Below are 25,996 nucleotides of genomic sequence, written 5' to 3'. Positions count from 1 at the left end.
CAGATACAACGGACGTGTTGCATCTACTTTCAGAAAACTCCCGCCAGACCTGTAGGAAAAAATTCACATCCGCCACCAGGCCCGCTGCAACTGCGTCGCGCACTGATCCATTTGCGACATTGCGCTGCAATTACTCCCTCTTTACCTCATGGCGCAATAGTGGCTGCCGATACAGCAGCGCAGACGTCCTCTCGCGTGCGGAGCTCCCATGAAGTTCAAGTCGATCCAGTTTTCCGTAGCCGCCCTGGCCGGCGCCATCGTACTCAGCGTAGTCGCCGCGCTGGTGCTGTACGCGCTGTTCTCCGGTGCCCGCACCCAGGAAATGGTCCAGCAACGGACCCAGGCCCAGTTCGAGCAAGTCATCGAACAGCGCCTGACGTCGCTGGCGCAGACCCAGGTCAGCCAGATCCAGCGTGAACTGGAAGCGCCACTGTTGATTGCCGGCGGACTGGTACGGGTCAACGCCCTGCTCGGCACGCCGGGCGCCGATGGCCAGCCGCGACTGACCGTCAGCCGTGAGCAACTGATCAGCCTGATCAAGGAAAACGTCGAGAAAAACCCGAAGATTCTCGGCACCTACATCGGTTGGGAAAAGAACGCACTGGACCACAACGATTCGGCCTACGTCGGCACCAGCGTGGTCGGTATCGACGCCGCCAACGGGCGTTTCCTGCCGTGGTGGTTCCGCAACGACGATGGCACCCTCGGTCTGGACAAACTGGTGGACGTCGACGACCAGAAAGTCCTGTCCACCGGCGTGCGCGCCAGCGAGTACTACCTGTGCTCGAAGGAAACCAAAAAATCCTGCGTGATCGATCCGGCCCCGTACAAGGTTGGCGACAAGATCGTCATGCTCGCCTCCTTTATTGAACCGATCATGCTCAACAGCGCGTTCCAGGGCATCGTCGGCGCCGACCTGTCGGTGAACTTCATCCAGGAAATGCTCCTGGGCGCCAACCAGAAACTGTACAGCGGCGCCGGACAGATGGCCCTGATCGGCGGCAACGGCCGGATCGTCGCCTACACCAAGGACCCGAGCAAATTCGGCGAGAAGGTCAGCGACATCCTCGACGCCCAGCAGATTGCCAACATGGCCAATCTCAAGCGCGGCGAAGTGACGTACACCGTCAATAAAGAGCAAGGCCGGATCGAGTTGTACCTGCCGTTCGGCATCGGCCAGACCGACGCGCGCTGGACGCTGATGCTGCAACTGCCGCTCGACGCGGTGATGGCCGACCTGCAAAAGCTGCAAGGTGACCTCGACGCCCAGCGCAAATCCGACACCTTCGGTATGGCCATGGTCGGTCTGATCATTGCCGGTCTCGGCTTGCTGGTGATCTGGCTGGTGGGCCACGGCATCGCCCGTCCGCTGAAGCAAATGGTGACCATGCTCGATGACATCGCCCAGGGCGAAGGTGATCTGACCCGTCGTTTGACCAGTGATCGCAATGACGAACTCGGTTCAATCGCCAAAGGCTTCAATACCTTCCTCGCCAAATTGCAGGGGATGATCACGCAGGTAGTGTCGTCGGTACAGAGCGTCAGCGATTCCTCGGAGCACACGGCCGACATCGCGATCCGGACCAATATCGGCATACAGAAACAGATGGCCGAGATCGATCAGGTCGCCACCGCCGTGCAGGAAATGACCGCCACCGCGCAGGACGTGGCGCGCAACGCGACCCAAGCGGCACAAGCCGCCAGCCACGCCGATCAGGCCGCCAGTCAGGGCATGCAGATCGTGCGCGACACCTCGAATTCGATCGGCGTGCTGGCCGTAGAAATCGGCAAGGCCGTGGACGTGGTGCAGACCCTGGCCAAGGACAGCGAAAACATCAACGCGATCCTGATCGCCATTCGCGGAATCGCCGAGCAGACCAACCTGCTGGCCCTCAACGCGGCGATCGAAGCGGCCCGCGCCGGTGAACAAGGACGCGGTTTTGCGGTGGTGGCCGATGAAGTGCGCAACCTGGCGCAGAAAACCCAGAAGGCCACCGAAGAAATCCAGAGCATGATCCAGCAACTGCAACAGGGCACCCGCGATGTGGTGCGGGTCATGGAAGACAGCCAGAATCGTACCGACGAAAGCGTGCAGCACGCGGCCAAGGCAGCCGAGGCGCTGGAGACCATTACTCAGGCGGTATCGGTGATCAACGACATGAACACCCAGATCGCCAGCGCCGCCGAAGAACAGAGCGCGGTGGCCGACGATATCAACCGCAACGTGATCAATATCGGTCAGGTGGCGAATGAGGTGGCGGGTGGTGCGGATGAGTCGAGTTCGGCGAGTGCCGATCTGACCAAACTGGCGGAGCAGCAGCGGCGGTTGATCAACCAGTTCAAGGTTTAAGAGCCACCCCCCTCACCCCAGCCCTCTCCCGGAGGGAGAGGGAGCCGACCGAGCAGTCTTCCGTCATACATCGACCTGGTAATTAGTGTCGATTATGGATTCAGCAAAGAACTTTCAAGTCGGTGTATTACTGCAATATCTCTCGGTCAGTCCCCTCTCCCTCCGGGAGAGGATTAGGGTGAGGGGGGCTCTTGATCTGCTGCTAGGCCGGAGTCAGGCACTCCGGCCCGTTGAGCTTCGGATCATTGACCAGATTCGCCAGCACCCGCTCGCGCAAGGCGGCGGGTTCGCTGGCGAGCAAACCCTGCAGAACATGCAATGGCGTTTCAGGATCAAGCCACGCCGCCTGCCCCGCCTCATCAAGAATCAACGGCCGGCGCTGACTGGCCGCTGACTGAGTGATCACCGCCGTGCTCAGCCACACCTGTTCCTGCACCGGATACGCTTCCCAGATCGCCGCAAAAAACAACGACGCCCCTTCCCCCGGCGTCAGCCAGTACGGCCGTTTGCGCACGTTGCCGCGCCATTCGTAGAAACCGTTGGCCGGCAGCAGGCAACGACGCAAGCGCAGGGCTTCACGGAACATCGGCTGTTCGGCGACAGTTTCGGCCCTGGCATGGGCCGGGGTGCGCGACATGTCGGTCAGCCATGGCGGTGTCAGCCCCCAACGGGCACGGGCCAGCGTGCGCTGGCCGTCGGGTTCGGCGCGCAGCATCAACACCGAATCGTTGGGGGAAATGTTCCACTGCGCCTGCTGATCGGCGGGAAAACCTGGCAGGCTCGCGAAATCGCGGTTCCAGCGAAACAGGGCATAACGTCCACACATGGGGCAGCACGACTCACAAATAAAACGAACGCCAGCCTAACAGACCAGCGTCCCGGGATAGCTGTCCGGTTCATCGCCGGGCAGCGGCAGCGCGGCATTGTACGCACTGATCAGCTCGCGGGCGTATTCGGCCTGGTCGTTATCGACCGACAGGCCCAACAGTCCGAAGATCGGCAACTCCCCCGTGCCGCCCAGCAGATCGCGCCCGACCAGATGCGCCTCGATGCCCTCGCTGGCGAGCATGCCCTTGAGCATCTCGCCTTCCATCAGGTTTTCCGGCTCGTAGATTCGCTGCATGGCCGCGCCTCACTCGTTTTCGCTGAAGACTTCCAGAAACCAGTCCTCTCCATGGACCTGCAATACAAAGGTGATCGGCCGACAGCACACCTGACAGTCTTCAATATAGGTCTGGTCGCCAGCGGAGAGATCCACGGTCGTCTCGACCTCTTCACCACAATACGGACATTCATATACTGCGCTTTCCAGCATCGCGGTCTCCCGGGTGACTTGTGCGTATAATCGCCGGTCTATTTGCAGGGCTATTTTTGTCTGGCTACTTTTTCAGACCGTGCCCCGTTGGTTTTCGATCAAAACCTTTACTTACCCTAGCCGTTTCCAACAAGAGAGCATGATGGGCGAATTCGATGCCATCCGACCTTACGACGACAGCGAAGTACCTGCGGTACTGGCGCGACTGCTCGGCGACAAGGCGTTTCTAGATATCCTCACCCACTTCCGCTTCCCGCGTTTTGCCGGTGCCTTCGGCTGGATGCTCAAACCACTTATAGCCCATCGGCTGCGTCGTGAGTTTGCCGACGTGACCTCCGTGGCCACTTTGCAGGACAAGGTCGAGTTCTACGTCGACCACACCATCGAGCGCGCCACCGACGGCGTGACCTACACCGGTGTCGAGCAGTTCAAGTCCGGCAGCGCTTATCTGTTCATCGCCAACCACCGCGACATCGTGATGGACCCGGCCTTCGTCAACTACGCCGTGTACCACGCCGGCCTGCCGACGCCGCGCATCGCGATTGGCGACAACCTGCTGCAAAAGCCGTTCGTCAGCGACCTGATGCGCTTGAACAAGAGCTTCATCGTGCATCGCTCGATCACCGGGCGCCGCGAGAAAATGGCCGCTTACCAACTGCTGTCGGCCTACATCAACCACTCGATCCGCAATGACTGCGCCTCGATCTGGATCGCCCAGGCCGAAGGCCGCGCGAAGGACGGCGACGACCGTACCGAGTCGGCGATCCTCAAGATGTTCCACATGAGCCGCAAGGACGAGCCGTTCGGCGAAGTCATTCAGTCGCTGAACCTGAGCCCGGTGTCGATCAGCTACGAATACGACCCATGCGACCAGGCCAAGGCCCGCGAGCTGTACATCCGCGCCACCACCGGCACCTACAGCAAGGCGCCGGGCGAGGATGACGTGAGCATTGCCAAGGGCATCACCGGCTACAAGGGCCGGGTGCACGTGAACTTCGCCGCGCCGATCACCGAGCTGTTCGAGGACACCAAGCAATTGGCGGTCGAAATGGACAAGCAGATTCTCGGCGGCTACCGGTTGTTCCCGGTGCATTACCTGGCATACGCGCAGTGGGCTGATGCCGATCCGCAGTTGAACGTACCGAAGGCTGCCGAAGTGTTCGGTGCCGAGGAACTGGCCAAGGCCCAGGAAGAATGGCAAAGCCGTCTGGACGCTTGCCCGCAAGAGCATCGTCCGTATCTGGTGCTGCAATATGCGACGCCGGTGCGCAATCAGTACCGGGTCAAGGCTGGACTGCCGCTGTAAGCGGTGTCGGCTGGATACAAGAACGGCGCCTTCGGGCGCCGTTTTTCGTTCAGAAGCGGGTACTGATCCAGGACACCAGCAACGCCAGGCCCAGGCAGGCAAAACCGAAGCGGTAGAAGAAGCGGTTCATGCGCAGGGTCGCCCAATCCAGCACCGGTTCCTGATCCGGCTGACTCTGACGCTGGGCCGCGATACTGGCCATCGCCCGTTGTTCACGGCGGCGGGTCGCGTGCAGCAGCCAACTGCCGGGGAAGGCCAACAGCAGGGCCAGCAGGTTGATCAGTTTGGCGGGATGGGCGGTAAACAGCGTCATCAAATGCAGCGACATCACAGACCTCAATCTAAACCGGTATGGCGAACGCCAGACCGACGACCGCGGCGCGGATTCTACCGAAACCCTCCCCGACTGCCCTAGCCTTTGCGACAAATAACCCGTCAATCGACCGATGGCTGTCCTGTGTCACGGCATCGTCATTTGTTTCAGTCACCCTGCGCGCCTCTAAACCGACACGGAACGCGACATGCTTCACGCTGAAAACCAGGATCGCCTGTACCTCATCTCCCCGTCCGACGAACAGCAGACCCTCATCGGCAGCCTTGCCTTCAATGTTCAGGACCGTCACTGGCTGGTGTATTGCGCCCTCGGCGGGCACCAGCATGCGGACTTGCCCGAGACTGATTTGCTGACTGGTGTCAGCGTCCTCGACTTCTATTCGCAAGCTGCCTGAACGAAAAAGCCCGGAACCATCACTGGCCCCGGGCTTTTTCACATCAACCGAACACTTACTCGGCGAGGACCTGACCCACGGTCGGGTCCTTGAACAGACGGGTCAGCGCATCGCTCAGCACGTCGCTGACCAGTTTGGTGTTGGTTTCCTGGTTCGGCGCCATGCCGAAACGCTGGTCCAGCGAGGCACCGTAACGGCCGCTGTAGCGACGGTTGGCGTTCTGCACGTCGGAGCGGAAGGTCGCACCGATGGTGGCTTCAGTCACGTACATTCCTTCCTTCGGCGACTGGTATTTCAGTTCGGCCAGGGTCACGGTCAGTTGCGGTGCATTGGGCGCGTTGTTGGTCGGGGTGAACCCGAGCAGACGCACGGCGGCTTCAGCCTGGGCCTGCAGCTTCGGCAGGATCTGCTCGCGCTGCACGGTGATGGCGCTGGTTTCCGGGTACAGGCCGCCACGGGTGCCGAGAGTTGGCGACGGACGACCGTCGACCACGCGGACCACGACAGGCTGACCATGGCCGACCGGTGCCAGCTGAGTGGTCAGCTTCGGTTCCGGGCTCAGTTGTTGCGGGCTGTGGGCGCAGCCAACCAGGGTCAAACTGGTCACAGTGATCAAACCGAACAACAGGCGTTGCAACATGCTCTTCTCTCCAGAATCAGGCACAGACAGGCCGGCAGTATAGCGGTGGGCCACTGTGGGTCACCAGCACTGAAATGTCAGACAAAACCCGCCGCCAGCGGTTCCTGTCACACATTCTTCACTCCCCATACACGTTCGCGTCACGGCCTTTTGACAATCTTGCTCACAGATCCCCAAAAGGAGCACTGCCATGCGCTATCTGATCTCGTTGTTCGCCCCACGCCCGCTGCACCGCAGCTTCGCCCTGCTCGACCGCAACGGCCATTGCCAGGCCTTCAAGCAATGCAGCCTGCAACCGATGGGTGACGGCTGGGTCGAAATCGAGGAAATCCGCCTCAACTGGTTGCACCAGCCACTCCCCGCCAGCGCCCGGGTCGAACAGCAGCGCCCACGCGCACGTGCTCAGGCGATGTTGAGCATCTGACCGGATGCCTAATAAAAGTCATTAAACTCGACCAACTCCCCGCATTTCTTCGATACAATCTCCCCCCGATTATAAGGACGTCTCCTGATCGGGCCCCGCAACAGCGTCAATGCGCTTGCATTGGCATCCAAATCGCCCACAGAGAGCCGCCCACACAGATCGAGTGAAGCTGGCGTGCTTGCTGTTTCCCTGGCAAATCCCGCTTTTCGCGAATCTGCAGAGCTGTCATGACGCTCGGCCACTGAGTTGTTTGCCCCCTCGGGCACGGTGCCAGCCCCGGACAGCCCTTTTTGAGGTTCACGTCTTCAAAAGAGCGTGAAAAAAACGGGTTTTCACAACTTCACAAGAGTGTGGCGAGCAAATGAATAGTTTTGCGTCTGAACATGCACCATTAGCGTCTGAAACAGCCCAACGACACAGGAACGGGAACGCCTCGAATACCGGAGCCTGAAGCCTGTCCGCTACGGATTTGGTTGCACAAACGGATGTCTCGACCATAAGTCGAATTGCCAGCCCCGTGCCGAAATGAGTTCATAGGACTCTTGAAGCCAGGCCGCACGCATCCGTCGAAGTTGCGAAAAATTGCGAAGATTCGGACATGGCACACCTGACCAAGGATACCCGGGGCTCAACTGACCTGCCCTGGACGCCTGGCAGCCATGCCGACAATTTGGTGCTGCAGATTTTGGAGACGCGTTAAATGGCGCATAACGAAGCAGTCGACGTAGTTCTGGTTGGGGCCGGCATCATGAGTGCCACCCTCGCAGTACTGCTCAAGGAACTCGACCCGGCGATCAAGCTGGAAGTCGTCGAGCTGATGGATTCCGGTGCCGCGGAGAGTTCCAACCCCTGGAACAACGCCGGTACCGGCCACGCCGGCCTGTGCGAGCTGAACTACACGCCACAGGCTGCCGACGGCACCGTCGACATCAAGAAAGCCGTGCACATCAACACCCAGTTCGAGGTGTCGAAGCAGTTCTGGTCGTACCTGACCAAGAAAGGCACGTTCGGCTCGTGCAAATCCTTCATCAGCCCGGTGCCGCACCTGAGTTACGTCGAGGGTGAGAAAGGCGTGTCGTTCCTCAAGGAACGTTTCAATACGCTGCGCAAGCACCACGCCTTCGCCGACATGGAATACACCGAAGACAAGGCGAAGATGACCGAGTGGATGCCGCTGATGATGCCGGGTCGTCCGAAAGACCAGGTGCTCGCCGCCACCCGCGTGATCAACGGCACCGACGTCAACTTCGGCGCCCTGACCAATCAGTTGCTCAAGCACCTGACCAGCGCACCCGATGCCCAGGTCAAGTACTGCAAGCGCGTGACCGGCCTCAAGCGTAACGGCAACGGCTGGACCGTCAGCATCAAGGACGTCAACAGCGGCAGCAGCCGTGAAGTCGACGCCAAGTTCGTATTCCTCGGCGCCGGTGGCGCGGCCTTGCCGCTGCTGCAAGCCTCGGGCATCGAAGAAAGCAAAGGCTTCGGCGGCTTCCCGATCAGCGGCCAGTGGCTGCGTTGCGACAACCCGGAAGTGGTCAAGCATCACCAGGCCAAGGTTTACAGCCAGGCCGCCGTGGGTTCGCCACCGATGTCCGTGCCGCACCTCGACACCCGCGTGGTCGACGGCAAGAAATCCCTGCTGTTCGGGCCATACGCCGGCTTCACCACCAAGTTCCTCAAGCATGGCTCCTTCATGGACCTGCCGCTGTCGGTTCGCGCCGGCAACATCGGGCCGATGCTGGCCGTGGCGAAAAACAACATGGACCTGACCAAGTACCTGGTCAGCGAAGTGATGCAGTCGATGGAACAGCGCCTGGAATCCCTGCGTCGTTTCTACCCGGAGGCGAAAGCCGAAGACTGGCGCCTCGAAGTGGCCGGCCAACGGGTGCAGATCATCAAGAAAGACCCGAAAAAAGGCGGCATCCTGCAGTTCGGTACCGAACTGGTGGCTGCGAAGGACGGCTCCCTCGCCGCCCTGCTCGGCGCTTCGCCGGGTGCTTCGGTGACCGTTTCGATCATGCTGGAACTGATCGAGAAGTGCTTCCCGGCCAAGGCCAAGGGTGAGTGGGCTGCCAAACTGGCGGAAATCTTCCCGGCCCGTGAAAAGGTCCTGGAAACCGACGCTGCGCTGTATCGCAAGATCAACACGCAGAACAACGTCGCGCTGGAACTGGTTGAAGCCAGCAACGAGACCGAAAGCTACGCCTGATTCGTCTCCATGAAAAACGCCCCGCACTCGGTGAGTGCGGGGCGTTTTTTTATGCCTGTGGAAAACTTCGGGCGATCAGCCGCGTGCTTTCTCGATCAGCTCGATGTATTCCGGGGCGTTGCGCTGATCGCGGATCTGGTCGACGAAGGTCTTGCCGTGCTCGTCCTTGCCGTCCACGTCATAACCGGCTGCAACGAAGAACGTCAGAAAACGCTCGAAATCGTCGATGCGCAGGCCACGGTAAGCCTTGACCAGTTTGTGCAGCGACGGCGAGGTGGCGTCGACCGGCTCAAAATCGAGGAACAGCTTGATCTGCTCATCGCCGATCTCGTCACCAATCACTTGCTTCTTATCTTTACGCATTGCCGACTCCAGCTCGCAGACATTTCACGGGGCGGGCAGTTTACCTCTGCGCAGGCACAAGGCTCAACGCGAGCGCGTGCTGCCGGTGTGCAAATCGGCCCAGATGTGGCCATTGGCATAGGTCAGGAACTGGCAATACACGGTGTCGTTGCGCAACAGATCGATCACCACCCGGTACTGGGCCAGCGGGTAGAAGAGCGTCAGGGTCTTGCTCTTGTCGTCATAAATCGGTTTTTTCAGGCTTTTGCTTTCGCCATCGAAGTTGACCAGCACCTGATTGATCGTCGCGCCCTTGTTCAGGGATTTGCCCTTGAGGCGGATCATCAATGGCGAGGTCACGGGAATCGGCTGTTGGTTGGACTGGCGCTGGGCCCCCACGACCACGGAATAATCGGTGACCTGCAAGAGTTGCTGCTGCTCGGGTTCGGCATCGCGCAGGGTCAGGTCGTCCGGCGGCAGGAATTGACTGTGCATCGGGGCGGCGGCCAGGGGCAGGCTGAGGGTCAGCAACAGGGCGGCGCAGCTGCGGATCAAGAGGCTCATGACAGGCTCCGGGGGGCGGGGCCGAGCACTCTAGCACGGGTTTTACAGGGTTCTGTAAAGCAAAAGGCGCAAGCTTCACCTACGGACGCTTGCGCCTTTTCATTGCGGATTCGCTCAGTCGAATTGCGCGCGCATCCAGGCCTGATACTCCGCAACCCCGGCCTCGCCTTCGCGTGGGGCCCAGTGCGCAAGCTCGCCCTCTCCAACCGGACGATAGGGCCCAGCCTTGCACTCGAACATCAGACTGTCGGCTTCCAGAACGACCAGACCGTGGAATACCCCGACTGGCAGATCCACCCCAAGGCACTCGCCACCGGCCTGCAATACCTGCTTTTTCACCACCGCACCGGTTTCGTCAAAGATCAGCAAACCGAGCTTTCCTTTGAGTACCAGCAAGGTTTCCGCCTTGTTGTCACCCAAATGACGGTGTGGCGGAATGTAGGTGCAAGGTTGCAGCCCTACCGCCATGCGGTGGCAGGCCTCCTCCATCTGATGGAAGTTGTGGTGCTGACGCCCGCGAGGACTGGCCGCGGCTTTCTCGGCCAACTCGGCAAACAGCGTTTGATCAAGAAAGCCCGGCGTGTTCATTGATTACATTCCCTTGACGGCAAAAATTCCGTTGGCGTTGCGCCAGTAACCTTTGTAGTCCATGCCGTAGCCGAAGATGTAACGGTCGATGCACGGCAGACCGACGAAGTCGGCTTTGAGGTCAGGACGAGCCTTGCGGTCGTGGTCCTTGTCGATCAGCACAGCGGTGTGCACTTTGCGCGCGCCGGCGTGACGGCAGAAGTCGATGATCGCGCCCAGGGTGTGACCTTCGTCGAGGATGTCGTCGATGATCAGCACGTCGCGGTCAATGAACGAGACTTCCGGCTTGGCTTTCCAGAACAGGTCGCCGCCGCTGGTTTCGTTGCGATAACGGGTGGCGTGCAGGTAGGACGCTTCCAGCGGGAACTGCAGATGAGTCAGCAGTTTGCCGGAAAAAATCAGACCACCGTTCATCACGCAGAACACCACCGGGTTGCTGTCGGCCAGTTGTTCGTTGATTTGTGCACCGACGCGGGCAATGGCAGCCTCGACTTCAGCTTCGGTGTACAGGCAGTCAGCCTCTCGCATGATTTGACGGATATGCTCGAGATCAGCGGACATGGCGCTCTCCAGGGGGGACGGATTTCGGAAAAGCGGGCAAAGGTACGCATCAACCGGGGCCGAATCAAGCATTTGTGGACTAACGTACTGTATGTCCTATAGGACATCACCCTCGGATAGATTAATCTAGGCCGGTTTTTTTGCCCGCCGCCGGAGCCTTTCCCCATGTCCATCCAAGAGATCCGCCATCCGCTGATCCGTCACAAACTTGGCCTTATGCGCCGTGCAGACATCAGCACCAAGAATTTCCGCGAACTCGCGCAGGAAGTCGGTGCCCTGTTGACCTATGAAGCTACAAAAGACCTGCCACTGGAAACCTACGACATCGAAGGTTGGTGCGGCACCGTGTCGGTCGAGAAAATCGCCGGCAAGAAGATTACCGTCGTGCCGATCCTGCGTGCCGGCATCGGCATGCTCGAAGGCGTGCTGAGCCTGATCCCGGGTGCCAAGGTCAGCGCCGTCGGCGTTGCCCGTAACGAAGAAACCCTGCAGGCCCACACCTATCTGGAAAAACTGGTTCCGGAAATCGACGAACGCCTGGCCATGATCATCGACCCGATGCTCGCAACCGGCAGCTCCATGGTTGCGACCATCGACCTGCTGAAGAAGGCCGGTTGCAAGGACATCCGCGCGATGGTGCTGGTTGCCGCGCCGGAAGGCATTGCCGCTGTCGAGAAAGCTCACCCGGACGTGATCATCTACACCGCGTCCATCGATCAGAAACTCAACGAGCACGGTTACATCATTCCTGGGCTTGGCGATGCCGGTGACAAGATCTTCGGCACCAAGCAGAAGGACGCGTAAGCATGCAGCAAGAGTTCAACGATCCGCTCTGGCGCACGGTGCTGTCCGGCGCACAGATGCTGTTCGTGGCTTTCGGCGCCCTGGTGCTGATGCCACTGATCACGGGCCTGGACCCGAACGTGGCACTGTTTACCGCAGGTCTTGGGACAATTCTGTTCCAGATCGTCACCGGGCGTCAGGTGCCGGTGTTCCTGGCGTCGAGCTTCGCCTTCATCACCCCGATCATTCTCGCCAAGGGCCAGTTCGGCCTCGCCGCGACCATGGGCGGCGTGATGGCGGCCGGTTTCGTCTACACCTTCCTCGGCCTGGCCGTGAAGATCAAAGGCACCGGGTTCATTGACCGTCTGCTGCCGCCAGTCGTAATTGGCCCGGTGATCATCTCCATTGGCCTGGCCATGGCGCCGATTGCCGCAAACATGGCGATGGGCAAGGCCGGTGACGGTTCCGAGCTGATCCATTACCAGACCGCGATGATGATCTCGATGCCGGCGCTGCTGACCACGTTGATCGTGGCGGTGTTCGGCAAAGGCATCTTCCGTCTGGTGCCGATCATTTCCGGCGTGCTGGTGGGTTTCGCCATGTCCTTCTATTTCGGTGTCGTCGACACCGCTAAGATTGCGGCGGCCCCATGGTTTGCGCTTCCTCATTTCACCGCGCCGGAGTTCAACTGGCAGGCGATCCTGTTCATCGTCCCGGTAGCATTGGCCCCGGCGATCGAGCACATCGGCGGCGTGATTGCGGTCGGCAGCGTGACCGGTCGCGACTACCTGAAGAAACCAGGCCTGCATCGCACCCTGCTCGGTGACGGAATCGCGACCACCGCAGCCGGCCTGTTCGGCGGTCCACCCAACACGACCTACGCGGAAGTCACCGGCGCGGTGATGCTGACCAAGAACTACAACCCGAAAATCATGACCTGGGCGGCGATCTTCGCCATCACTCTGGCGTTCATCGGCAAGTTCGGCGCCCTGCTGCAAAGCATTCCGGTGCCGGTGATGGGCGGGATTCTGTGCCTGTTGTTCGGTTCGATCGCGGCGGTGGGGATGAACACCCTGATCCGTCACAAGATCGACCTGGGCGAGGCGCGCAACCTGGTGATCGTGTCGGTGACCCTGGTGTTCGGGATTGGCGGTGTGCTGGTCGGCACCGGCACCGGCCCGGACGACTTCGGCCTCAAAGGCATCGCGCTGTGCGCGGTGGTGGCGATTGCGCTGAACCTGATCCTGCCGGGCAACGACAGCTGGAAACACAAGAAGGCGGATGAGCCGCTGATCTAAACTTTTAGATCTTCATCGCCTGACAGTCAGCCTTCGCGAGCAAGCCCGCTCCCACATTGAAATGCAATCAAATGTGGGAGCGGGCTTGCTCGCGAAGCTTTTGACTTTTAGAGGGCCAGTGGCGCCCGTTCACACAGCGTTGCCAACGCCTTCGCCCATTGCGGGTCGTCATTCAGGCACGGCACCAGCACCAACTCCTCGCCCCCCGCCTCGCGGAACTGCTCCTTGCCGCGATCGCCGATCTCTTCCAGGGTCTCGATGCAATCGGCGACAAACGCCGGGCACATCACCAGAATCTTCTTCACGCCGCTTTTGGCCAGTTCATCCAGCCGCGCTTCGGTGTAGGGTTCGATCCACTTCGCCCGGCCCAGCCGCGACTGAAACGACACCGACCATTTACCGTCCGGCAAACCCATGCGTTCTGCGAACAGCGCCGCTGTGCGCAGGCATTGGGCGCGATAACAGGTCGCCAATACGGCCGCCGAGGCGTTCTTGCAGCAATCTTCATTTTTGAAGCAATGATTGCCGGTCGGGTCGAGCTTGGTCAGATGCCGCTCCGGCAAACCGTGGAAGCTCAGCAACAGGTGATCGTAATCCTGCTGCAAATGCGGCTTGGCGCTCGCCACCAACGCGTCGAGGTATTCCGGCTGATCGTAGAATGGCTGCAACACCGACAGCTGCACATTGAGCTTCTTCTCACGCACCACCCGCTTGGCTTCTTCAATCACGGTGGTCGTGGTGCTGTCGGCGAACTGCGGATAAAGCGGCGCGAGGGTGATGCGTTTGTGCCCCGCCGCGACCAGCTTCATCAAACTTGTCTCAATCGACGGCTCGCCGTAACGCATGGCCAGCTCAACCGGGCCGTGAGTCCACTGCGCCTTCATCTGCTGCTGCAGACGGCGACTGAGCACCACCAGCGGCGAACCTTCGTCCCACCAGATCGAGGCGTAGGCATGGGCCGACTGCTCCGGGCGCTTGATCAGGATCAGCGACACCAGCAGACGCCGCACCGGCCACGGCAGGTCGATCACGTACGGGTCCATCAGGAATTGATTGAGGTAGCTGCGCACGTCGGCCACCGAAGTGGAGGCCGGCGACCCCAGGTTGACCAGAAGCAAGGCGTGATCGGTCATGCAACGTCCTATTTCAGAGGCGGCCGGAAAGATCGTCCAGGGCCGCGCGTAAATCCGTGAACCGGAAAGTGAATCCCGCTTCCAGCAAGCGTTTCGGCGTGGCCCGTTGGCCACCCAGCAATAGCAATGACATCTCGCCGAGCCCGACCTTCAACGCGAGGGCCGGCATCGGCATGAACGCCGGGCGGTGCAGCACGCTGCCCAGCGTCTTGGCGAATTCGCGATTGCGCACAGGTTTCGGCGCGCACGCATTATAAGGACCGCTCGCCTGATTGCGGTGCAGAAGAAAATCAATCAGGGCGATTTGGTCATCGATATGAATCCACGGCATCCACTGCCGACCGTTGCCCAAAGGCCCGCCCAGCCCGAGCTTGAACGGCAGCAGCAGGCGCGACAAAAAGCCGCCCTCGGCCGACAGCACCAGCCCGGTGCGCACCAGCACCACACGAATATCCATCGCTTCGGCGCGTTGCGCGGTTTCCTCCCAGGCGATGCACAACTGGCTGGCGAAATCGTCGATCACCGGCGGCGAGTCTTCGGTCAACTCGCGCTCGCCGCCGTCACCGTACCAACCCACGGCCGAACCCGAGATCAGCAGCGACGGTTTCTGCCCGCGATGTTCCAGCCACGCCAGTAACGATTCGGTCAGCGTAATCCGGCTGCTCCACAACAATGCCTTTCGCCGATGGGTCCACGGCCGGTCGGCAATCGGCGCGCCGGCGAGGTTGACGATCACGTCGACCGGCTCGTCGCCAAGTTCTTCCAGACGCGCAATACCACGCACCTGGTCGCCACAGATTTTCGCGACTTTTTCCGGACGACGACTCCAGACCGTCAGGCGATGACCCTGCCCGGACCAGTGCCGGCAAAGCTGACGTCCGATCAATCCAGTACCGCCGGTCAGCAATATGTGCATGACTTCTACCTCGCGTGGCGTTTTACCCCGATCACTAGTCTATTTTTATAAACAGGGATCTTTTCTATCGGGCAGACTCTATTGTTTAACCATAGGCCAAGCTGTCAGAACCAGAACGCTGGAAGTTATACCAAAAAACAGAATTGTACAGGTTTCATCCACGGCGTAGTCTGTACAGAAAGGTAAACGAGGCCCCTATGACTGTACCTATCGCAATCATTGGCACCGGCATCGCCGGACTCTCCGCCGCCCAGGCCCTGACGGATGCCGGGCATACCGTTCAGTTGTTCGATAAAAGCCGAGGCAGCGGCGGGCGCATGTCGAGCAAGCGCAGCGATGCCGGCTCGCTGGACATGGGCGCGCAATACTTCACCGCCCGTGACCGACGCTTCGTGACCGAAGTCCAGCGCTGGCAAAGCAAAGGCTGGGTCGCCGAATGGGCACCGCAGCTCTACACCTTTCATGGCGGGCAATTGAACCTGTCACCGGACGAACAGACCCGCTGGGTCGGCACGCCACGCATGAGCGCCATCACCCGAGGCCTGCTAGACGGACTGGAAGTGCAGTTCGCCTGCCGGATCACCGAGGTCTATCGCGGCGAAGAACACTGGCACCTGCAGGACGCCGAAGGCTTCACCCACGGGCCGTTCAGCCACGTCGTGATCGCCACGCCGGCGCCTCAGGCCACCGCCCTGCTGGCCGCCGCGCCGAAACTCGCCGGTGCCGCCGCCGGGGTAAAAATGGATCCGACCTGGGCGGTCGCCCTCGCCTTCGACACGCCGCTGGATACGCCGATCGAAGGCTGCTTCGTCCAGGACAGCGCCCTCGACTGGCTGGCCCGCAACCGCAGCAAACCGGGACGCGACACCACGTGCGACACCTGGGTCCTGCACGCCACCAGTGCCTGGAGCCGGCAGCACATCGACTTGCCCAAGGAAGCGGTGATCGAACAATTGCACGGCGCCTTCGCCGAATTGCTGCACAGCGCCATGCCGGCCCCGACCTTCAGCCTCGCCCACCGCTGGCTCTATGCCCGGCCGGCCAGCAGTCATGAATGGGGCACCCTGGCCGATGCCGATCTGGGCCTGTACGCCTGTGGCGACTGGTGCCTGTCGGGTCGGGTCGAAGGGGCGTGGCTCAGTGGTCAGGAGGCTGCAAGACGCTTGCACGAACACCTGCAGTGAACCGTATCAATCCGCGCAAATTGCTGCTGTCGAAATGGACAGCAGCCCACCCGCAAAACCGTGAAAAGCATTTTCTGGTGACCGAACTGTTCCGCGACGAAGAAGGTACGGTGCTGGCGATCGAATTGCAGGCGGTGCTGACCCGGCGTACCGAGCAATGCGACTGGCAGGTCCTGCAGGATGACTCACGCTGGAAAATGGGCTGGCGCTAAAAACCTCAAAAAAACTTATACAAACAATTTGACTTGTACACCCATGAATCTATGCTGAAGGCATGTTGTACAGATCAGTTTGTCTGTACAGGTTTAGATTCGAGGTTGCTGCATGTCCGACTCATCGACGTCCCTACCGAAAATCGCCATCAGCGCCTGCCTGATGGGCGCCGAGGTCCGCTACAACGGCGGACACAAGGAATCGCGGCTGTGCAGCCGCACCCTGGCCGAGCATTTTGAATTCGTTCCCGTCTGTCCTGAAGTAGCGATCGGTCTGGGAATTCCCCGCGAGCCGATTCGACTTGTGGGCGACCCGGCCAAGCCTGAAGCGGTCGGCACCGTCAATCCGTCGATTAACGTCACCCAGCCACTGGCCGCTTACGGCGAGAAAATGGCGGGGGAACTCAGTGACATCTGCGGCTACATCTTCATGCAGCAATCGCCCTCCTGCGGTCTGGAGCGCGTGAAGGTCTACCACGCCAACGGTGCACCGGTGAATGGTGGCGGGCGTGGCATTTACGCCGAGGCGTTCTGTGCGCAGCATCCGGATCTGCCGGTGGAGGAAGCCGGGCGCCTGAACGATCCGGTGCTGCGGGAAAACTTCATCACCCGCGTGCTCGCCTACCGCGAATGGCAGCAGGTGCTCGAGCAGGGCTTGAGCCGCCGTGCACTGACCGAATTTCACTCGCGCTACAAATACCTGCTGATGGCCCATAACCCGGTGCAATACAAGACGCTGGGCAATCTGCTGGGCAACATGGGCCAGACAGCGCCGGACGAGCTCGGCCCGCGCTATTTCAGCGAACTGATGGCGGCGCTGAAAAAATGCGCCACCCGCCGCACCCACAGTAATGTCCTGCAGCACATCAGTGGCTACCTGAAACAGGTCATCACCCCCGAAGACAAACAGGAAGTGCAACACATCATCGGCCAGTACCGGCACGGCATCGTGCCGCTGGTGGTGCCGCTGACGCTGCTCAAGCATCACTTTCGCCTCCACCCGGATCCCTACATCGCGCAGCAGGTGTACCTGCAACCGCATCCGGAAAACCTCAGCCTGCGAAACGCCATTTGATGAACGACTCACCCGACACCAGCGCCCGTGAAGACCTCGGCGCCGACTTCAAGAAAGCCCTCGACGAAGGCTGGCTGCCGATCCGCGAAGTCGCGCGCCAGACCGGCGTGAATGCCGTGACCCTGCGCGCCTGGGAAAGACGCTATGGGCTGATCGTCCCGCAGCGCACACCCAAGGGCCATCGCCTGTACAGCGCCGAGCATGTGCAGCGCATCCAGAACATCCTCACCTGGCTCAACCGCGGCGTGGCGGTCAGCCAGGTCAAACCGCTGCTCGACACGGCACAGGCGTTAAACGAACCGGTGGAAGACGAATGGCGTCCGCTGCGCCAGGCTGCTTTGCTGGCGGTCACTCACCTGAACGAGCGCAGCCTCGACGACAGCATCAACCAGGCGATGGCGTTGTATCCGCCACGCACACTCTGCGAGCAATTGCTGCTGCCGCTGCTGAGCGATCTCGAACAGCGCTGGCAGGGCCAGTTCGGCGCGCAGATGGAGCGCGTGTTCTTTTTTGCCTGGTTACGCAGCAAATTCGGCGCACGCATCTACCATAACAACCGTCAGTTGCGCACCGCGCCGCTGCTGCTGATCAATCACTCGGATTTACCGCTGGAGCCGCACCTTTGGCTCTGCGCCTGGCTGATCAGCAGCGCCGATTGCCCGGTGCAGGTGTTCGACTGGCCGCTGCCGGCCGGAGAGCTGGCACTGGCAACCGATACCCTGCAAGCCCGTGGCGTACTGCTGTATTCCAGCAAAGCCCTGAACCTTGCGCAGCTACCGAAACTGTTGAATGGCGTCAGCTGCCCGAAACTGATTGCCGGACCCACGGTGTGCATTCACCACGCCGAGTTGTCCGCAAAGACTTCCGACTTCGCTGATCTGCTCCTGGCCGAAGATCCTCTTTCGGCGCATCGGGTACTCATTCAGCGTGGGTTGATTTAATGATTCAGACAGAGACCGACATGCAATTGATCTGGCTGCGCAGCGACCTGCGCCAACACGACAACACCGCCCTCGCGGCCGCCGCCGAGCGTGGCCCGACCGTGGCTGTGTACCTGTTGAGCCCGCTGCAATGGCAGGAACATGACGACGCGCCGTGCAAGATCGATTTCTGGCTGCGCAATTTGCGCGATTTGAGCAAAAGCCTGGGTGCCCTGAACATCCCGCTCCTGATCCGCACCGCGCCTCACTGGGATCAGGCACCCGCCGTGCTGCTCGAACTGTGCCAACAACTGAAGATCGAGGCCGTGCACGTCAACGAGGAATACGGCATCAACGAAAGCCGTCGCGACGAGGCCGTTGCCGAGGCGTTGCAAGCCGAAGGCATCACCTTCCACAGCTACCTCGACCAATTGCTGTTCAAACCCGGCAGCGTACTGACCAAAACCGGCACTTACTTTCAGGTGTTCAGCCAGTTCCGCAAGGTCTGCTACGAGCGCCTGCACCGCTCGATGCCGTCGCTGAAACAGGCCCCGGGCAAACAGCAAGCGCTGAACATCGCCAGCGATCCCGTACCAGAAGCCATCGAAGGGTTCCCGACACCGGTCGAATCCCTGCGCGCCCTGTGGCCCGCCGGTGAAGCCGAGGCCCGACGCCGCCTCGACACGTTCGCCGATGCGCAGATCGACTACTACAAGAGCGAACGCGACTTCCCGGCCAAACCCGGCACCAGCCAGCTCTCGGCTTGTCTGGCCGCTGGCGTGATCTCCCCGCGCCAATGCCTGCACGCCGCCCTGCAAAGCAATCAGGGCGAATTCGAAAGCGGCAAGGTCGGGGCTGTCACCTGGATCAACGAACTGCTGTGGCGCGAGTTCTACAAACACATCCTCGTCGGTTACCCACGGGTTTCACGCCATCGCGCATTCCGCCCGGAAACCGAGGCCCTGGCCTGGCGCGATGCGCCTGCGGATCTGGCCGCCTGGCAGGAAGCCCGCACCGGTTTGCCGATCATCGACGCGGCCATGCGCCAATTGCTGGAAACCGGCTGGATGCACAACCGCCTGCGAATGGTGGTGGCGATGTTTCTGACCAAGAACCTGCTGATCGACTGGCGCGAAGGCGAGCGTTTCTTCATGCGCCACCTGATCGACGGCGACCTGGCCGCCAACAACGGCGGCTGGCAGTGGAGCGCCTCGACCGGCACCGATTCGGCGCCGTACTTCCGGATCTTCAACCCGGTCAGTCAGTCGGAAAAATTCGACAGCGAAGGCTTGTTCATCAAGCACTGGCTTCCGGAACTGGCCGGCCTGAACAAGAAAGAAGTCCACAACCCGGCCAGTGCCGGCGGTTTGTTCGGCGTGGCGGACTATCCGGCGCCGATCGTCAATCTGAGCGCATCACGGGAACGGGCGCTGACAGCGTTCAAGAACCTGCCGTCACGCGCGTCTCAAGGAGAGAGCGATGAGTGAATTTCTGCGCAGTTTCGCCCAGCGGTTCGCACAGTTGAACAAAGACAACTTGCGCACCCTGGACGAGCTGTACAGCGAGGACATTCATTTCACCGACCCGCTACACGAAGTGCAGGGGCTGACGAACCTGCGCGCTTACTTCAGTGAGTTGTACGCCAACGTCAACGAACTGCGCTTCGATTTCCACGGCTTCGACCAGATCAGCGACGGCGAAGGCTATCTGCGTTGGGTCATGAGCTACCGCCACCCGCGTCTGAGCGGTGGGCAACTGATACGCGTCGCGGGCTGCTCGCACCTGCTCTGGAGCGACAAGGTTTACCGCCACCGGGATTACTTCGATGCCGGAGCGCTGCTTTATGAACATTTACCCGTATTGGGCCGGGTGATCGCCTGGCTGAAAAGGAGATTGGGATGAGTCGTACAGCTCCACGGCGATATTGGCTGACCGGTGCCAGCAGTGGCATCGGTGCAGCATTGGCAGAAGAAATCCTCAAGACCGGTGCACATCTGGCGGTGAGTTCCCGTCAGGTCGCACCGCTCAAAGTGCTGTCGCAACGTTATCCGGGACAGGTACTGGTGGTGCCCGGCGATCTGACCAACAGTCAGACCGTGCGTGAAATCGGCGAACAGATCGCAGCGGACTGGGGCTCGCTGGACTCGGTGATCCTCAACGCCGGCACCTGCGAATACGTCGACGCCCGTCAATTCGACGCGTCGATCATCGAACACGTAGTACGCACCAACCTGCTCGCCAGCAGCTATTGCATCGAAGCCGCCCTGCCGTTGCTGCGCAACGGTACGGCACCGCATCTGGTGGGGATGGCCAGCTCGGTGACCTATGTGCCGTTGCCCCGCGCCGAAGCCTATGGCGCGTCGAAGGCCGGGCTGCGCTATCTGTTCGAATCCCTGCGCATTGACCTGGCGGCCGAAGGCATTGAAGTCACGGTAATCAGTCCAGGCTTCGTCGACACGCCCCTGACCGCCAAAAATGACTTCCCGATGCCGCTCAGTTGGCCTGTGGATAAAGCCGCGCGGCATATCTTCGCCAAGCTGAAGGACCGGCCGCTTGAGATCGCTTTCCCGGCGCTGTTCATCGCGGCCCTGTGGCCACTGTCGAAAATGCCCGCGCGGGTACAACTGGCGATCGGCAAGCGCATGGTGCGCAGCAACCCGCCGCTCAAGGATGCAACATGAAAATCGCCATTATCGGCAGTGGCATCGCAGGATTGACCTGCGCATACCTGCTTGCTCGCCGACATGACATCACCGTGTTCGAAGCCGACGCCCGGGTCGGCGGTCATACGCACACGGTGCCGGTCACCGTGGACGGGCGCGAGTATGCGGTGGACACCGGCTTCATCGTGTTCAACGACTGGACGTATCCGAACTTCATTCGTTTGCTCGGCCAGTTGGGCGTGGCCTTCAAGCCCACCGAGATGAGTTTTTCGGTCAACGATCCGGACACAGGCCTGGAATACAACGGCAACAACCTCAACAGCCTGTTCGCCCAACGCAGCAATCTGCTGTCCCCCGGATTCTGGGGCATGTTGCGCGATATCCTGCGTTTCAATAAAGAAGCCCGGCGCGACCTTGTCGAACAGCGGATCACCGCGGACACCACACTCGACGATTACCTCAAGGCCGGCGCTTACGGCGAGCGCTTCATCCTGCATTACATCGTGCCGATGGGCGCAGCGATCTGGTCGATGCCGATGGCCGAGATGCTCAATTTTCCATTGCAGTTCTTCGTGCGGTTTTTTGAGAATCACGGATTGCTGTCGGTCAGCAACCGTCCGCAATGGCAGGTCATCGAGGGCGGCTCCAGTGCCTACATCGCGCCGCTGACCGCATCGTTCAAGGAGCGTATCCGCCTGAACTGCCCGGTGGGCCGGATCGATCGCGATGCGCACGGCGTGGTTATCCACAGCCCGGCCGGCATCGAACGTTTCGACAAAGTGGTGCTGGCCTGCCACAGCGACCAGGCACTGCGACTGCTGGGAAATCCTGACGATAAAGAACGGGAAATCCTCGGCGCCCTGCCCTATGCCGACAACGAAGTGGTGCTGCACACCGATACCCGCCTGCTGCCCACACGCAAACGGGCCTGGGCCAGCTGGAACTATCGCCTCGGCGGAGCCGGTCATACCCGGGCGGCCGTGACCTACGACATGAACATTCTGCAAGGCATCCAGAGCGACACCACGTTCTGCGTCAGCCTCAACCAGAGCGCTGGCATCACGCCGTCCAAAGTGCTGGCGCGCTTCACCTACGCCCACCCGCAATTCAGCCTCGCGGCGGTGACGGCACAGCAGCGCTGGGCTGAAATCGACGGCGCGCAACACACGCATTACTGCGGCGCCTATTGGGCCAACGGTTTTCATGAGGACGGCGTGGTCAGCGCCCTGCGCGTGGCCGCAGCCTTTGGAGAAAGTCTGTGAACAGCGCGCTCTACAGTGGCTGGATTGCCCATCGGCGATTCGCACCGCGCCGTCATCAATTCCGTTACCGGATCGGCATGCTGTATCTGGATCTGGCTGAACAGGAAGCGGTGCTGGGCCTGTCCCGACTGGCAGGCGCCAGCCGCTTTGCACCGTTTTCATTCCGCGAAACCGATTACCTGAAAACCTTCACCGGCCGGGGCGTGCGCCTGAGCGATGCGGTGCGCCAGCTTGTCGGCGAAGCCCTGGGCCATGCGCCGCAAGGTTCGATCTGCCTGCTGACCCAGCCACGCAGCTGGGGCCTGTCGTTCAACCCGGTGAGTTTTTTCTATTGCCACGAGGCCGACGGCCAACTGGCGGCGATTCTCTGCGAAGTCAGCAATACCCCGTGGCGCGAGCGTTTTCACTACGTGTTGCCGGCCAGAGCGCCCAGCAATCTGCAGGACTTTCACCAGCACTTTGCCGTGGCCAAGGCCTTTCATGTGTCGCCGTTCCTGCCGCCGGATCTGGAATACCGCATGAGCTTCAGCCCTGCCGCGCAGGTCCTGGGTGTGCACATGGCCGACTGGCAAGGCGAGCAAAAACTGTTCGACGCCACCCTCGACCTGCGACGTGAACCCCTTGATCGACACCACTTGCACCGGCACCTGTGGCGCTTTCCCTGGATGACCGCCAAGACCGCGCTGGCGATCTATTGGCAGGCGTTGCGCCTGTTGCTCAAGCGCACCCCGGTGTTTGCCCACCAGCGCGCCGACGACCGTTTTCGAACCGCCACCGTACCGACCGAGGAACGCCACCATGAAATCCACTAGCGTCTCGGCCAGAGCCAGCCTGCTCAGCCCCCATGGCCTGAGCGGTTCGCTGCTGCGCCGGGGAGTACTGCGCCAGCTGGAGCAGCTCAAACAGGGCCAACTGATCGTCATCGAGGACGGCGAGCGCCACGTCTTCGGCACGCCGGGCAGCGCCCTGGTGGGCGAGATTCAAGTTCTGGATCCGGCCGTCTGGGGCCTGGTCGCCGGCAATGGTTCGATCGGTGCGGGTGAAGCTTTCATCCATGGCTACTGGCGCTCGCCGGACCTGACGGCCGTGGTGCGGGTCTTCGTCAGCAACCTTGAAGTGCTCGACGGGATGGAAGGTGGCCTGGCCCGGCTCGGTCGCCCGCTGGTGCGCGGGCTGCACTGGCTCAACCGCAATACGCGCAAGGGCTCGCAGAAAAACATCGCCGCTCATTACGATCTGGGCAATGACCTGTTCGAGCAGTTTCTCGACCCGACCATGATGTATTCGGCCGCGCAGTTCCTCAGCCCTGACGACAGCCTGGAGCAGGCGCAACTGAACAAGCTGGAGCGGATCTGCCAGAAACTCGCGCTCAAGCCCGGCGACCATCTGCTGGAAATCGGCACCGGTTGGGGCAGCATGGCGCTTTACGCAGCGCAGCACTACGGCTGCAAAGTCACCACCACGACGCTGTCGAAGGAGCAGTTCGCCTTCACCGCGGCCCGCATCGAACGCCTCGGCTTGCAGGATCAGGTGACGCTGCTGCTCAAGGATTACCGTGATCTCACCGGCCAGTACGACAAACTGGTGTCGATCGAAATGATCGAGGCGGTCGGCCACCGCTTCCTGCCGACCTATTTCAAGCAATGCGCGCAGCTGCTCAAGAGCAACGGCCTGATGCTGCTACAAGCGATCACCATCCGCGAACAGCGTTACGAACAGGCCCGCCGTGGCGTGGACTTCATCCAGCGCTACATTTTCCCCGGCGGTGCCCTGCCCTGCGTACAGAAAATGCTCGAAATCGTCGGCCGCGACACCGACATGAACCTGCTGCACATGGAAGACTTCGGCCTGCATTACGCCCGCACCCTGCGTCTGTGGCACGAGAACTTTCGCCATGCTCACGGCCGTCTGACCGAACTGGGCTATGACGATTACTTCCTGAGGCTGTGGGAGTTCTACCTGTGTTACTGCGAGGGCGGATTTCTCGAACGCACCATTGGCACTGCACAGCTGGTGCTGGCGAAACCGGCGGCAATGACCGCGCCTTTGCTGGGCCGTTTCGATGCTTGAACGGTTGGCCAACGCGGTGCTATTCCAGATCGGCTGGCTGGCCTGCGTGCTCGGTGGTAACAGTTTGTGGTTGCTGCTGGCGCTGACGGTGCTGGTGATTCATCTGTGCTGGATCAGCAGTTGGGCGCAGGAAGGCCGATTGATCCTCAGCGTGGTGATCATCGGCACGGCGGTGGACAGCGTGTTGCGCGGTTTCGGGGTTTTCGAGTTCAAGGACCTGTCACCGCTGATTCCGCTGTGGCTGATGTTGTTGTGGGCGTTATTTGCCACGACATTGCGTCATTGCCTGCAATGGAGCGCGAGTCCGTGGTGGCTGGCCAGCCTGCTGGGGGCGGCAGGTGGCGCGCTGTCCTATGGCGCCGGCGGACGACTCGCCGGCGTGCAGTTTCCTTTCGGTGAGTTACCGACTCTGATCGGCATCGCGCTGCTGTGGGCGTTGCTGTTTCCGCTGCTGCACCAATTGTCCCGACGGCTGGCGCGCTAAACGCCTGTCAGGCCTTTCACACGCTCACCGGCCACTGCCGTACACTGGCGCCATGAAAACCATTCCCCATCGGCAAATCGCCGAGCCCGTGGTCACCTGCTCGACCTGCGCAGCCTGTTGTTGCCAGCTCGAAGTGATGCTGATCACCGACACCGGCGTACCCGAGCGTTTTATCGATACCGACGATTGGGGTGGTGAGGTGATGCTGCGTCTGGACGACGGCTGGTGCGCGGCGCTGGATCGCGACACGATGATGTGCACGATTTACGAGAAGCGTCCGCTGATCTGCCGCGAGTTCGAAATGGGCGCACCGGAATGCATCGACGAACGCCAGGGAATTGCCACGGCGTATCGCTGAATAAAAAAAGGAGCGCCAGGCGCTCCTTTTTTATGGGGCTTACTTTCTGGGGGCTTATAGCGGCATCGTGTAATGCAATGCGTAGCTTTCGACCCCATCGTTGTCGCTGCTCAGACCGGCGTTGGAATAGTGCGTCGCACGGATCCCCACCTCATGCCCGCCATTGAAGCGCAGGCCGAAACCGATACGGTCTTCGAACTGGAAAGAACCGCCGAGCTTGTTGTCTTCGTACTCGGTGTTGGAGAACAGCGCCACGCCGATCCCCGCCTCGACATACGGTTTGACCGACTGACCGGCAAACTCGTAAACAAACACCGGCGAGAACGACAGGCTGTTGTTGCTGGAGGTCTTGTCACCTTCCCAATAGGTATAGGCGCCGCTCCAGTAACCGGTCAGACGACCGACGTCACTTTGCAGCCAGCTCTTGTCCCAGTCGAAATTCATGCCCAGGCGATAAGTCATCGTCGAATCGCTGGTGGCACCCACTGCAAACTCGACGCCAGCAGCCTGTGCGGTAAAACTTTGCCCCATCAGTGCAGCCGCAATCGCGGCCAAGCAGAATAGTCGCTTCACGTTGAAACTTCCTTTTCCGGAACGATCGTTTGGTTTTT

The 25,996-nt window shown here is 60.8% G+C and carries 31 protein-coding genes; 19 read left to right on the top strand and 12 right to left on the bottom strand.

What is annotated here, in order from left to right; translation table 11 throughout:
- The first annotated feature begins 208 nt into the window (after positions 1-208).
- The gene (locus tag AC07XZ_RS21860; RefSeq protein WP_102687542.1) at positions 209-2,350 is read left to right on the top strand and encodes a methyl-accepting chemotaxis protein; all 2,142 of its coding nucleotides are present in this window, start codon (positions 209-211) and stop codon (positions 2,348-2,350) included.
- Between the two features lie 202 nt (positions 2,351-2,552).
- On the opposite strand, the gene AC07XZ_RS21855 is transcribed toward AC07XZ_RS21860, so the two are convergent.
- Genes AC07XZ_RS21855 through AC07XZ_RS21845 form a run of 3 tightly spaced genes read right to left on the bottom strand, consistent with a single transcriptional unit; the run spans position 2,553 to position 3,665 of the window.
- Entirely contained in the window at positions 2,553-3,176 is a 624-nt protein-coding gene (locus AC07XZ_RS21855) for an SOS response-associated peptidase (RefSeq protein WP_085745370.1), read from the bottom strand.
- Positions 3,177-3,212: 36 nt separating this feature from the next.
- On the bottom strand, positions 3,213-3,473 hold the full coding sequence (locus AC07XZ_RS21850; RefSeq protein ID WP_011335895.1) for a putative signal transducing protein: 261 nt from the start codon (positions 3,471-3,473) through the stop codon (positions 3,213-3,215).
- 9 nt (positions 3,474-3,482) lie between these two features.
- Positions 3,483-3,665: a CPXCG motif-containing cysteine-rich protein gene (locus tag AC07XZ_RS21845; protein ID WP_011335896.1), complete on the bottom strand. Its 183-nt coding sequence runs from the start codon at positions 3,663-3,665 to the stop codon at positions 3,483-3,485.
- Positions 3,666-3,807: 142 nt separating this feature from the next.
- On the opposite strand from AC07XZ_RS21845, the gene AC07XZ_RS21840 reads away from it, so the two are divergent.
- Positions 3,808-4,971, top strand: a complete 1,164-nt coding sequence (locus AC07XZ_RS21840) for a 1-acyl-sn-glycerol-3-phosphate acyltransferase (RefSeq protein WP_173892773.1) — start codon at positions 3,808-3,810, stop codon at positions 4,969-4,971.
- A gap of 49 nt (positions 4,972-5,020) precedes the next feature.
- Here AC07XZ_RS21840 and AC07XZ_RS21835 read toward each other — a convergent pair whose 3' ends face one another.
- Positions 5,021-5,299, bottom strand: a complete 279-nt coding sequence (locus AC07XZ_RS21835; RefSeq protein WP_011335898.1) for a hypothetical protein — start codon at positions 5,297-5,299, stop codon at positions 5,021-5,023.
- Positions 5,300-5,492: 193 nt separating this feature from the next.
- On the opposite strand from AC07XZ_RS21835, the gene AC07XZ_RS21830 reads away from it, so the two are divergent.
- On the top strand, positions 5,493-5,699 hold the full coding sequence (locus AC07XZ_RS21830; protein ID WP_102687541.1) for a hypothetical protein: 207 nt from the start codon (positions 5,493-5,495) through the stop codon (positions 5,697-5,699).
- 55 nt (positions 5,700-5,754) lie between these two features.
- Here AC07XZ_RS21830 and AC07XZ_RS21825 read toward each other — a convergent pair whose 3' ends face one another.
- A complete protein-coding gene (locus tag AC07XZ_RS21825; protein WP_007951676.1) occupies positions 5,755-6,339 on the bottom strand; it encodes a YajG family lipoprotein in 585 nt (194 codons plus the stop codon).
- Between the two features lie 190 nt (positions 6,340-6,529).
- On the opposite strand from AC07XZ_RS21825, the gene AC07XZ_RS21820 reads away from it, so the two are divergent.
- Together AC07XZ_RS21820 and mqo are read left to right on the top strand one after the other, a co-directional pair.
- On the top strand, positions 6,530-6,763 hold the full coding sequence (locus tag AC07XZ_RS21820; RefSeq protein WP_039766297.1) for a hypothetical protein: 234 nt from the start codon (positions 6,530-6,532) through the stop codon (positions 6,761-6,763).
- Between the two features lie 700 nt (positions 6,764-7,463).
- Positions 7,464-8,972: a malate dehydrogenase (quinone) gene (gene mqo / locus AC07XZ_RS21815; RefSeq protein WP_102687540.1), complete on the top strand. Its 1,509-nt coding sequence runs from the start codon at positions 7,464-7,466 to the stop codon at positions 8,970-8,972.
- Between the two features lie 75 nt (positions 8,973-9,047).
- On the opposite strand, the gene AC07XZ_RS21810 is transcribed toward mqo, so the two are convergent.
- The 4 genes from AC07XZ_RS21810 to AC07XZ_RS21795 form a co-directional block, all read right to left on the bottom strand.
- A complete protein-coding gene (locus AC07XZ_RS21810; protein ID WP_007951679.1) occupies positions 9,048-9,335 on the bottom strand; it encodes a PA4642 family protein in 288 nt (95 codons plus the stop codon).
- Positions 9,336-9,398: 63 nt separating this feature from the next.
- Positions 9,399-9,878: a hypothetical protein gene (locus AC07XZ_RS21805; protein ID WP_085745374.1), complete on the bottom strand. Its 480-nt coding sequence runs from the start codon at positions 9,876-9,878 to the stop codon at positions 9,399-9,401.
- 114 nt (positions 9,879-9,992) lie between these two features.
- A complete protein-coding gene (locus tag AC07XZ_RS21800; RefSeq protein WP_085745375.1) occupies positions 9,993-10,466 on the bottom strand; it encodes a WbuC family cupin fold metalloprotein in 474 nt (157 codons plus the stop codon).
- Positions 10,467-10,469: 3 nt separating this feature from the next.
- The gene (locus AC07XZ_RS21795; protein ID WP_007951681.1) at positions 10,470-11,027 is read right to left on the bottom strand and encodes a hypoxanthine-guanine phosphoribosyltransferase; all 558 of its coding nucleotides are present in this window, start codon (positions 11,025-11,027) and stop codon (positions 10,470-10,472) included.
- A gap of 165 nt (positions 11,028-11,192) precedes the next feature.
- Here AC07XZ_RS21795 and upp point away from each other — a divergent pair, with 165 nt between their 5' ends.
- Positions 11,193-11,831, top strand: coding sequence for a uracil phosphoribosyltransferase (gene upp, locus AC07XZ_RS21790; RefSeq protein ID WP_007951682.1), 639 nt, complete (start codon positions 11,193-11,195; stop codon positions 11,829-11,831).
- Between the two features lie 2 nt (positions 11,832-11,833).
- Positions 11,834-13,108, top strand: a complete 1,275-nt coding sequence (locus AC07XZ_RS21785) for a uracil-xanthine permease family protein (RefSeq protein ID WP_007951684.1) — start codon at positions 11,834-11,836, stop codon at positions 13,106-13,108.
- 107 nt (positions 13,109-13,215) lie between these two features.
- Here the strand turns inward: AC07XZ_RS21785 and hemH are convergent, their stop codons facing one another.
- Both hemH and AC07XZ_RS21775 read right to left on the bottom strand, forming a co-directional pair.
- On the bottom strand, positions 13,216-14,241 hold the full coding sequence (gene hemH, locus AC07XZ_RS21780; RefSeq protein ID WP_102687539.1) for a ferrochelatase: 1,026 nt from the start codon (positions 14,239-14,241) through the stop codon (positions 13,216-13,218).
- Positions 14,242-14,254: 13 nt separating this feature from the next.
- Positions 14,255-15,157 (bottom strand): TIGR01777 family oxidoreductase, encoded by a 903-nt coding sequence (locus AC07XZ_RS21775; RefSeq protein WP_102687538.1) that lies wholly within the window; start codon positions 15,155-15,157, stop codon positions 14,255-14,257.
- Between the two features lie 197 nt (positions 15,158-15,354).
- On the opposite strand from AC07XZ_RS21775, the gene AC07XZ_RS21770 reads away from it, so the two are divergent.
- The 12 genes from AC07XZ_RS21770 (at position 15,355) to AC07XZ_RS21715 (ending at position 25,385) form a co-directional block, all read left to right on the top strand.
- Entirely contained in the window at positions 15,355-16,341 is a 987-nt protein-coding gene (locus AC07XZ_RS21770; protein WP_085745378.1) for an NAD(P)/FAD-dependent oxidoreductase, read from the top strand.
- The gene (locus AC07XZ_RS21765; protein ID WP_085745379.1) at positions 16,338-16,553 is read left to right on the top strand and encodes a TIGR02450 family Trp-rich protein; all 216 of its coding nucleotides are present in this window, start codon (positions 16,338-16,340) and stop codon (positions 16,551-16,553) included. The genes AC07XZ_RS21770 and AC07XZ_RS21765 overlap by 4 nt, the downstream gene beginning before the upstream one ends.
- Positions 16,554-16,665: 112 nt before the next feature.
- Entirely contained in the window at positions 16,666-17,628 is a 963-nt protein-coding gene (locus tag AC07XZ_RS21760; protein WP_085745380.1) for a YbgA family protein, read from the top strand.
- Complete coding sequence (locus tag AC07XZ_RS21755) at positions 17,628-18,569, top strand: MerR family transcriptional regulator (protein WP_085745381.1); 942 nt, start codon at positions 17,628-17,630, stop codon at positions 18,567-18,569. Before AC07XZ_RS21760 ends, AC07XZ_RS21755 begins: the two co-directional genes overlap by 1 nt.
- 20 nt (positions 18,570-18,589) lie before the next feature.
- Complete coding sequence (phrB, locus tag AC07XZ_RS21750; RefSeq protein WP_102687537.1) at positions 18,590-20,035, top strand: deoxyribodipyrimidine photo-lyase; 1,446 nt, start codon at positions 18,590-18,592, stop codon at positions 20,033-20,035.
- Positions 20,028-20,450, top strand: coding sequence for a nuclear transport factor 2 family protein (locus AC07XZ_RS21745; protein WP_102687536.1), 423 nt, complete (start codon positions 20,028-20,030; stop codon positions 20,448-20,450). Before phrB ends, AC07XZ_RS21745 begins: the two co-directional genes overlap by 8 nt.
- Positions 20,447-21,229, top strand: a complete 783-nt coding sequence (locus AC07XZ_RS21740) for an SDR family NAD(P)-dependent oxidoreductase (RefSeq protein ID WP_102687535.1) — start codon at positions 20,447-20,449, stop codon at positions 21,227-21,229. The genes AC07XZ_RS21745 and AC07XZ_RS21740 overlap by 4 nt, the downstream gene beginning before the upstream one ends.
- Positions 21,226-22,473: an NAD(P)/FAD-dependent oxidoreductase gene (locus tag AC07XZ_RS21735; RefSeq protein ID WP_102687534.1), complete on the top strand. Its 1,248-nt coding sequence runs from the start codon at positions 21,226-21,228 to the stop codon at positions 22,471-22,473. The genes AC07XZ_RS21740 and AC07XZ_RS21735 overlap by 4 nt, the downstream gene beginning before the upstream one ends.
- Entirely contained in the window at positions 22,470-23,285 is an 816-nt protein-coding gene (locus AC07XZ_RS21730; protein WP_102687533.1) for a DUF1365 domain-containing protein, read from the top strand. Before AC07XZ_RS21735 ends, AC07XZ_RS21730 begins: the two co-directional genes overlap by 4 nt.
- Complete coding sequence (locus AC07XZ_RS21725) at positions 23,272-24,543, top strand: SAM-dependent methyltransferase (protein WP_102687532.1); 1,272 nt, start codon at positions 23,272-23,274, stop codon at positions 24,541-24,543. Before AC07XZ_RS21730 ends, AC07XZ_RS21725 begins: the two co-directional genes overlap by 14 nt.
- The gene (locus tag AC07XZ_RS21720) at positions 24,536-25,027 is read left to right on the top strand and encodes a DUF2878 domain-containing protein (RefSeq protein WP_102687531.1); all 492 of its coding nucleotides are present in this window, start codon (positions 24,536-24,538) and stop codon (positions 25,025-25,027) included. Before AC07XZ_RS21725 ends, AC07XZ_RS21720 begins: the two co-directional genes overlap by 8 nt.
- Positions 25,028-25,079: 52 nt before the next feature.
- Positions 25,080-25,385, top strand: a complete 306-nt coding sequence (locus tag AC07XZ_RS21715; protein WP_011335918.1) for a YkgJ family cysteine cluster protein — start codon at positions 25,080-25,082, stop codon at positions 25,383-25,385.
- Between the two features lie 54 nt (positions 25,386-25,439).
- On the opposite strand, the gene AC07XZ_RS21710 is transcribed toward AC07XZ_RS21715, so the two are convergent.
- Positions 25,440-25,958, bottom strand: coding sequence for an acyloxyacyl hydrolase (locus tag AC07XZ_RS21710; RefSeq protein ID WP_039766327.1), 519 nt, complete (start codon positions 25,956-25,958; stop codon positions 25,440-25,442).
- Positions 25,959-25,996: the final 38 nt, after the last annotated feature.

The organism is Pseudomonas sp. GW458-11-26-14-LB4, from assembly GCF_059423925.1.
This window is presented reverse-complemented; position numbering and strand designations above follow the sequence as displayed.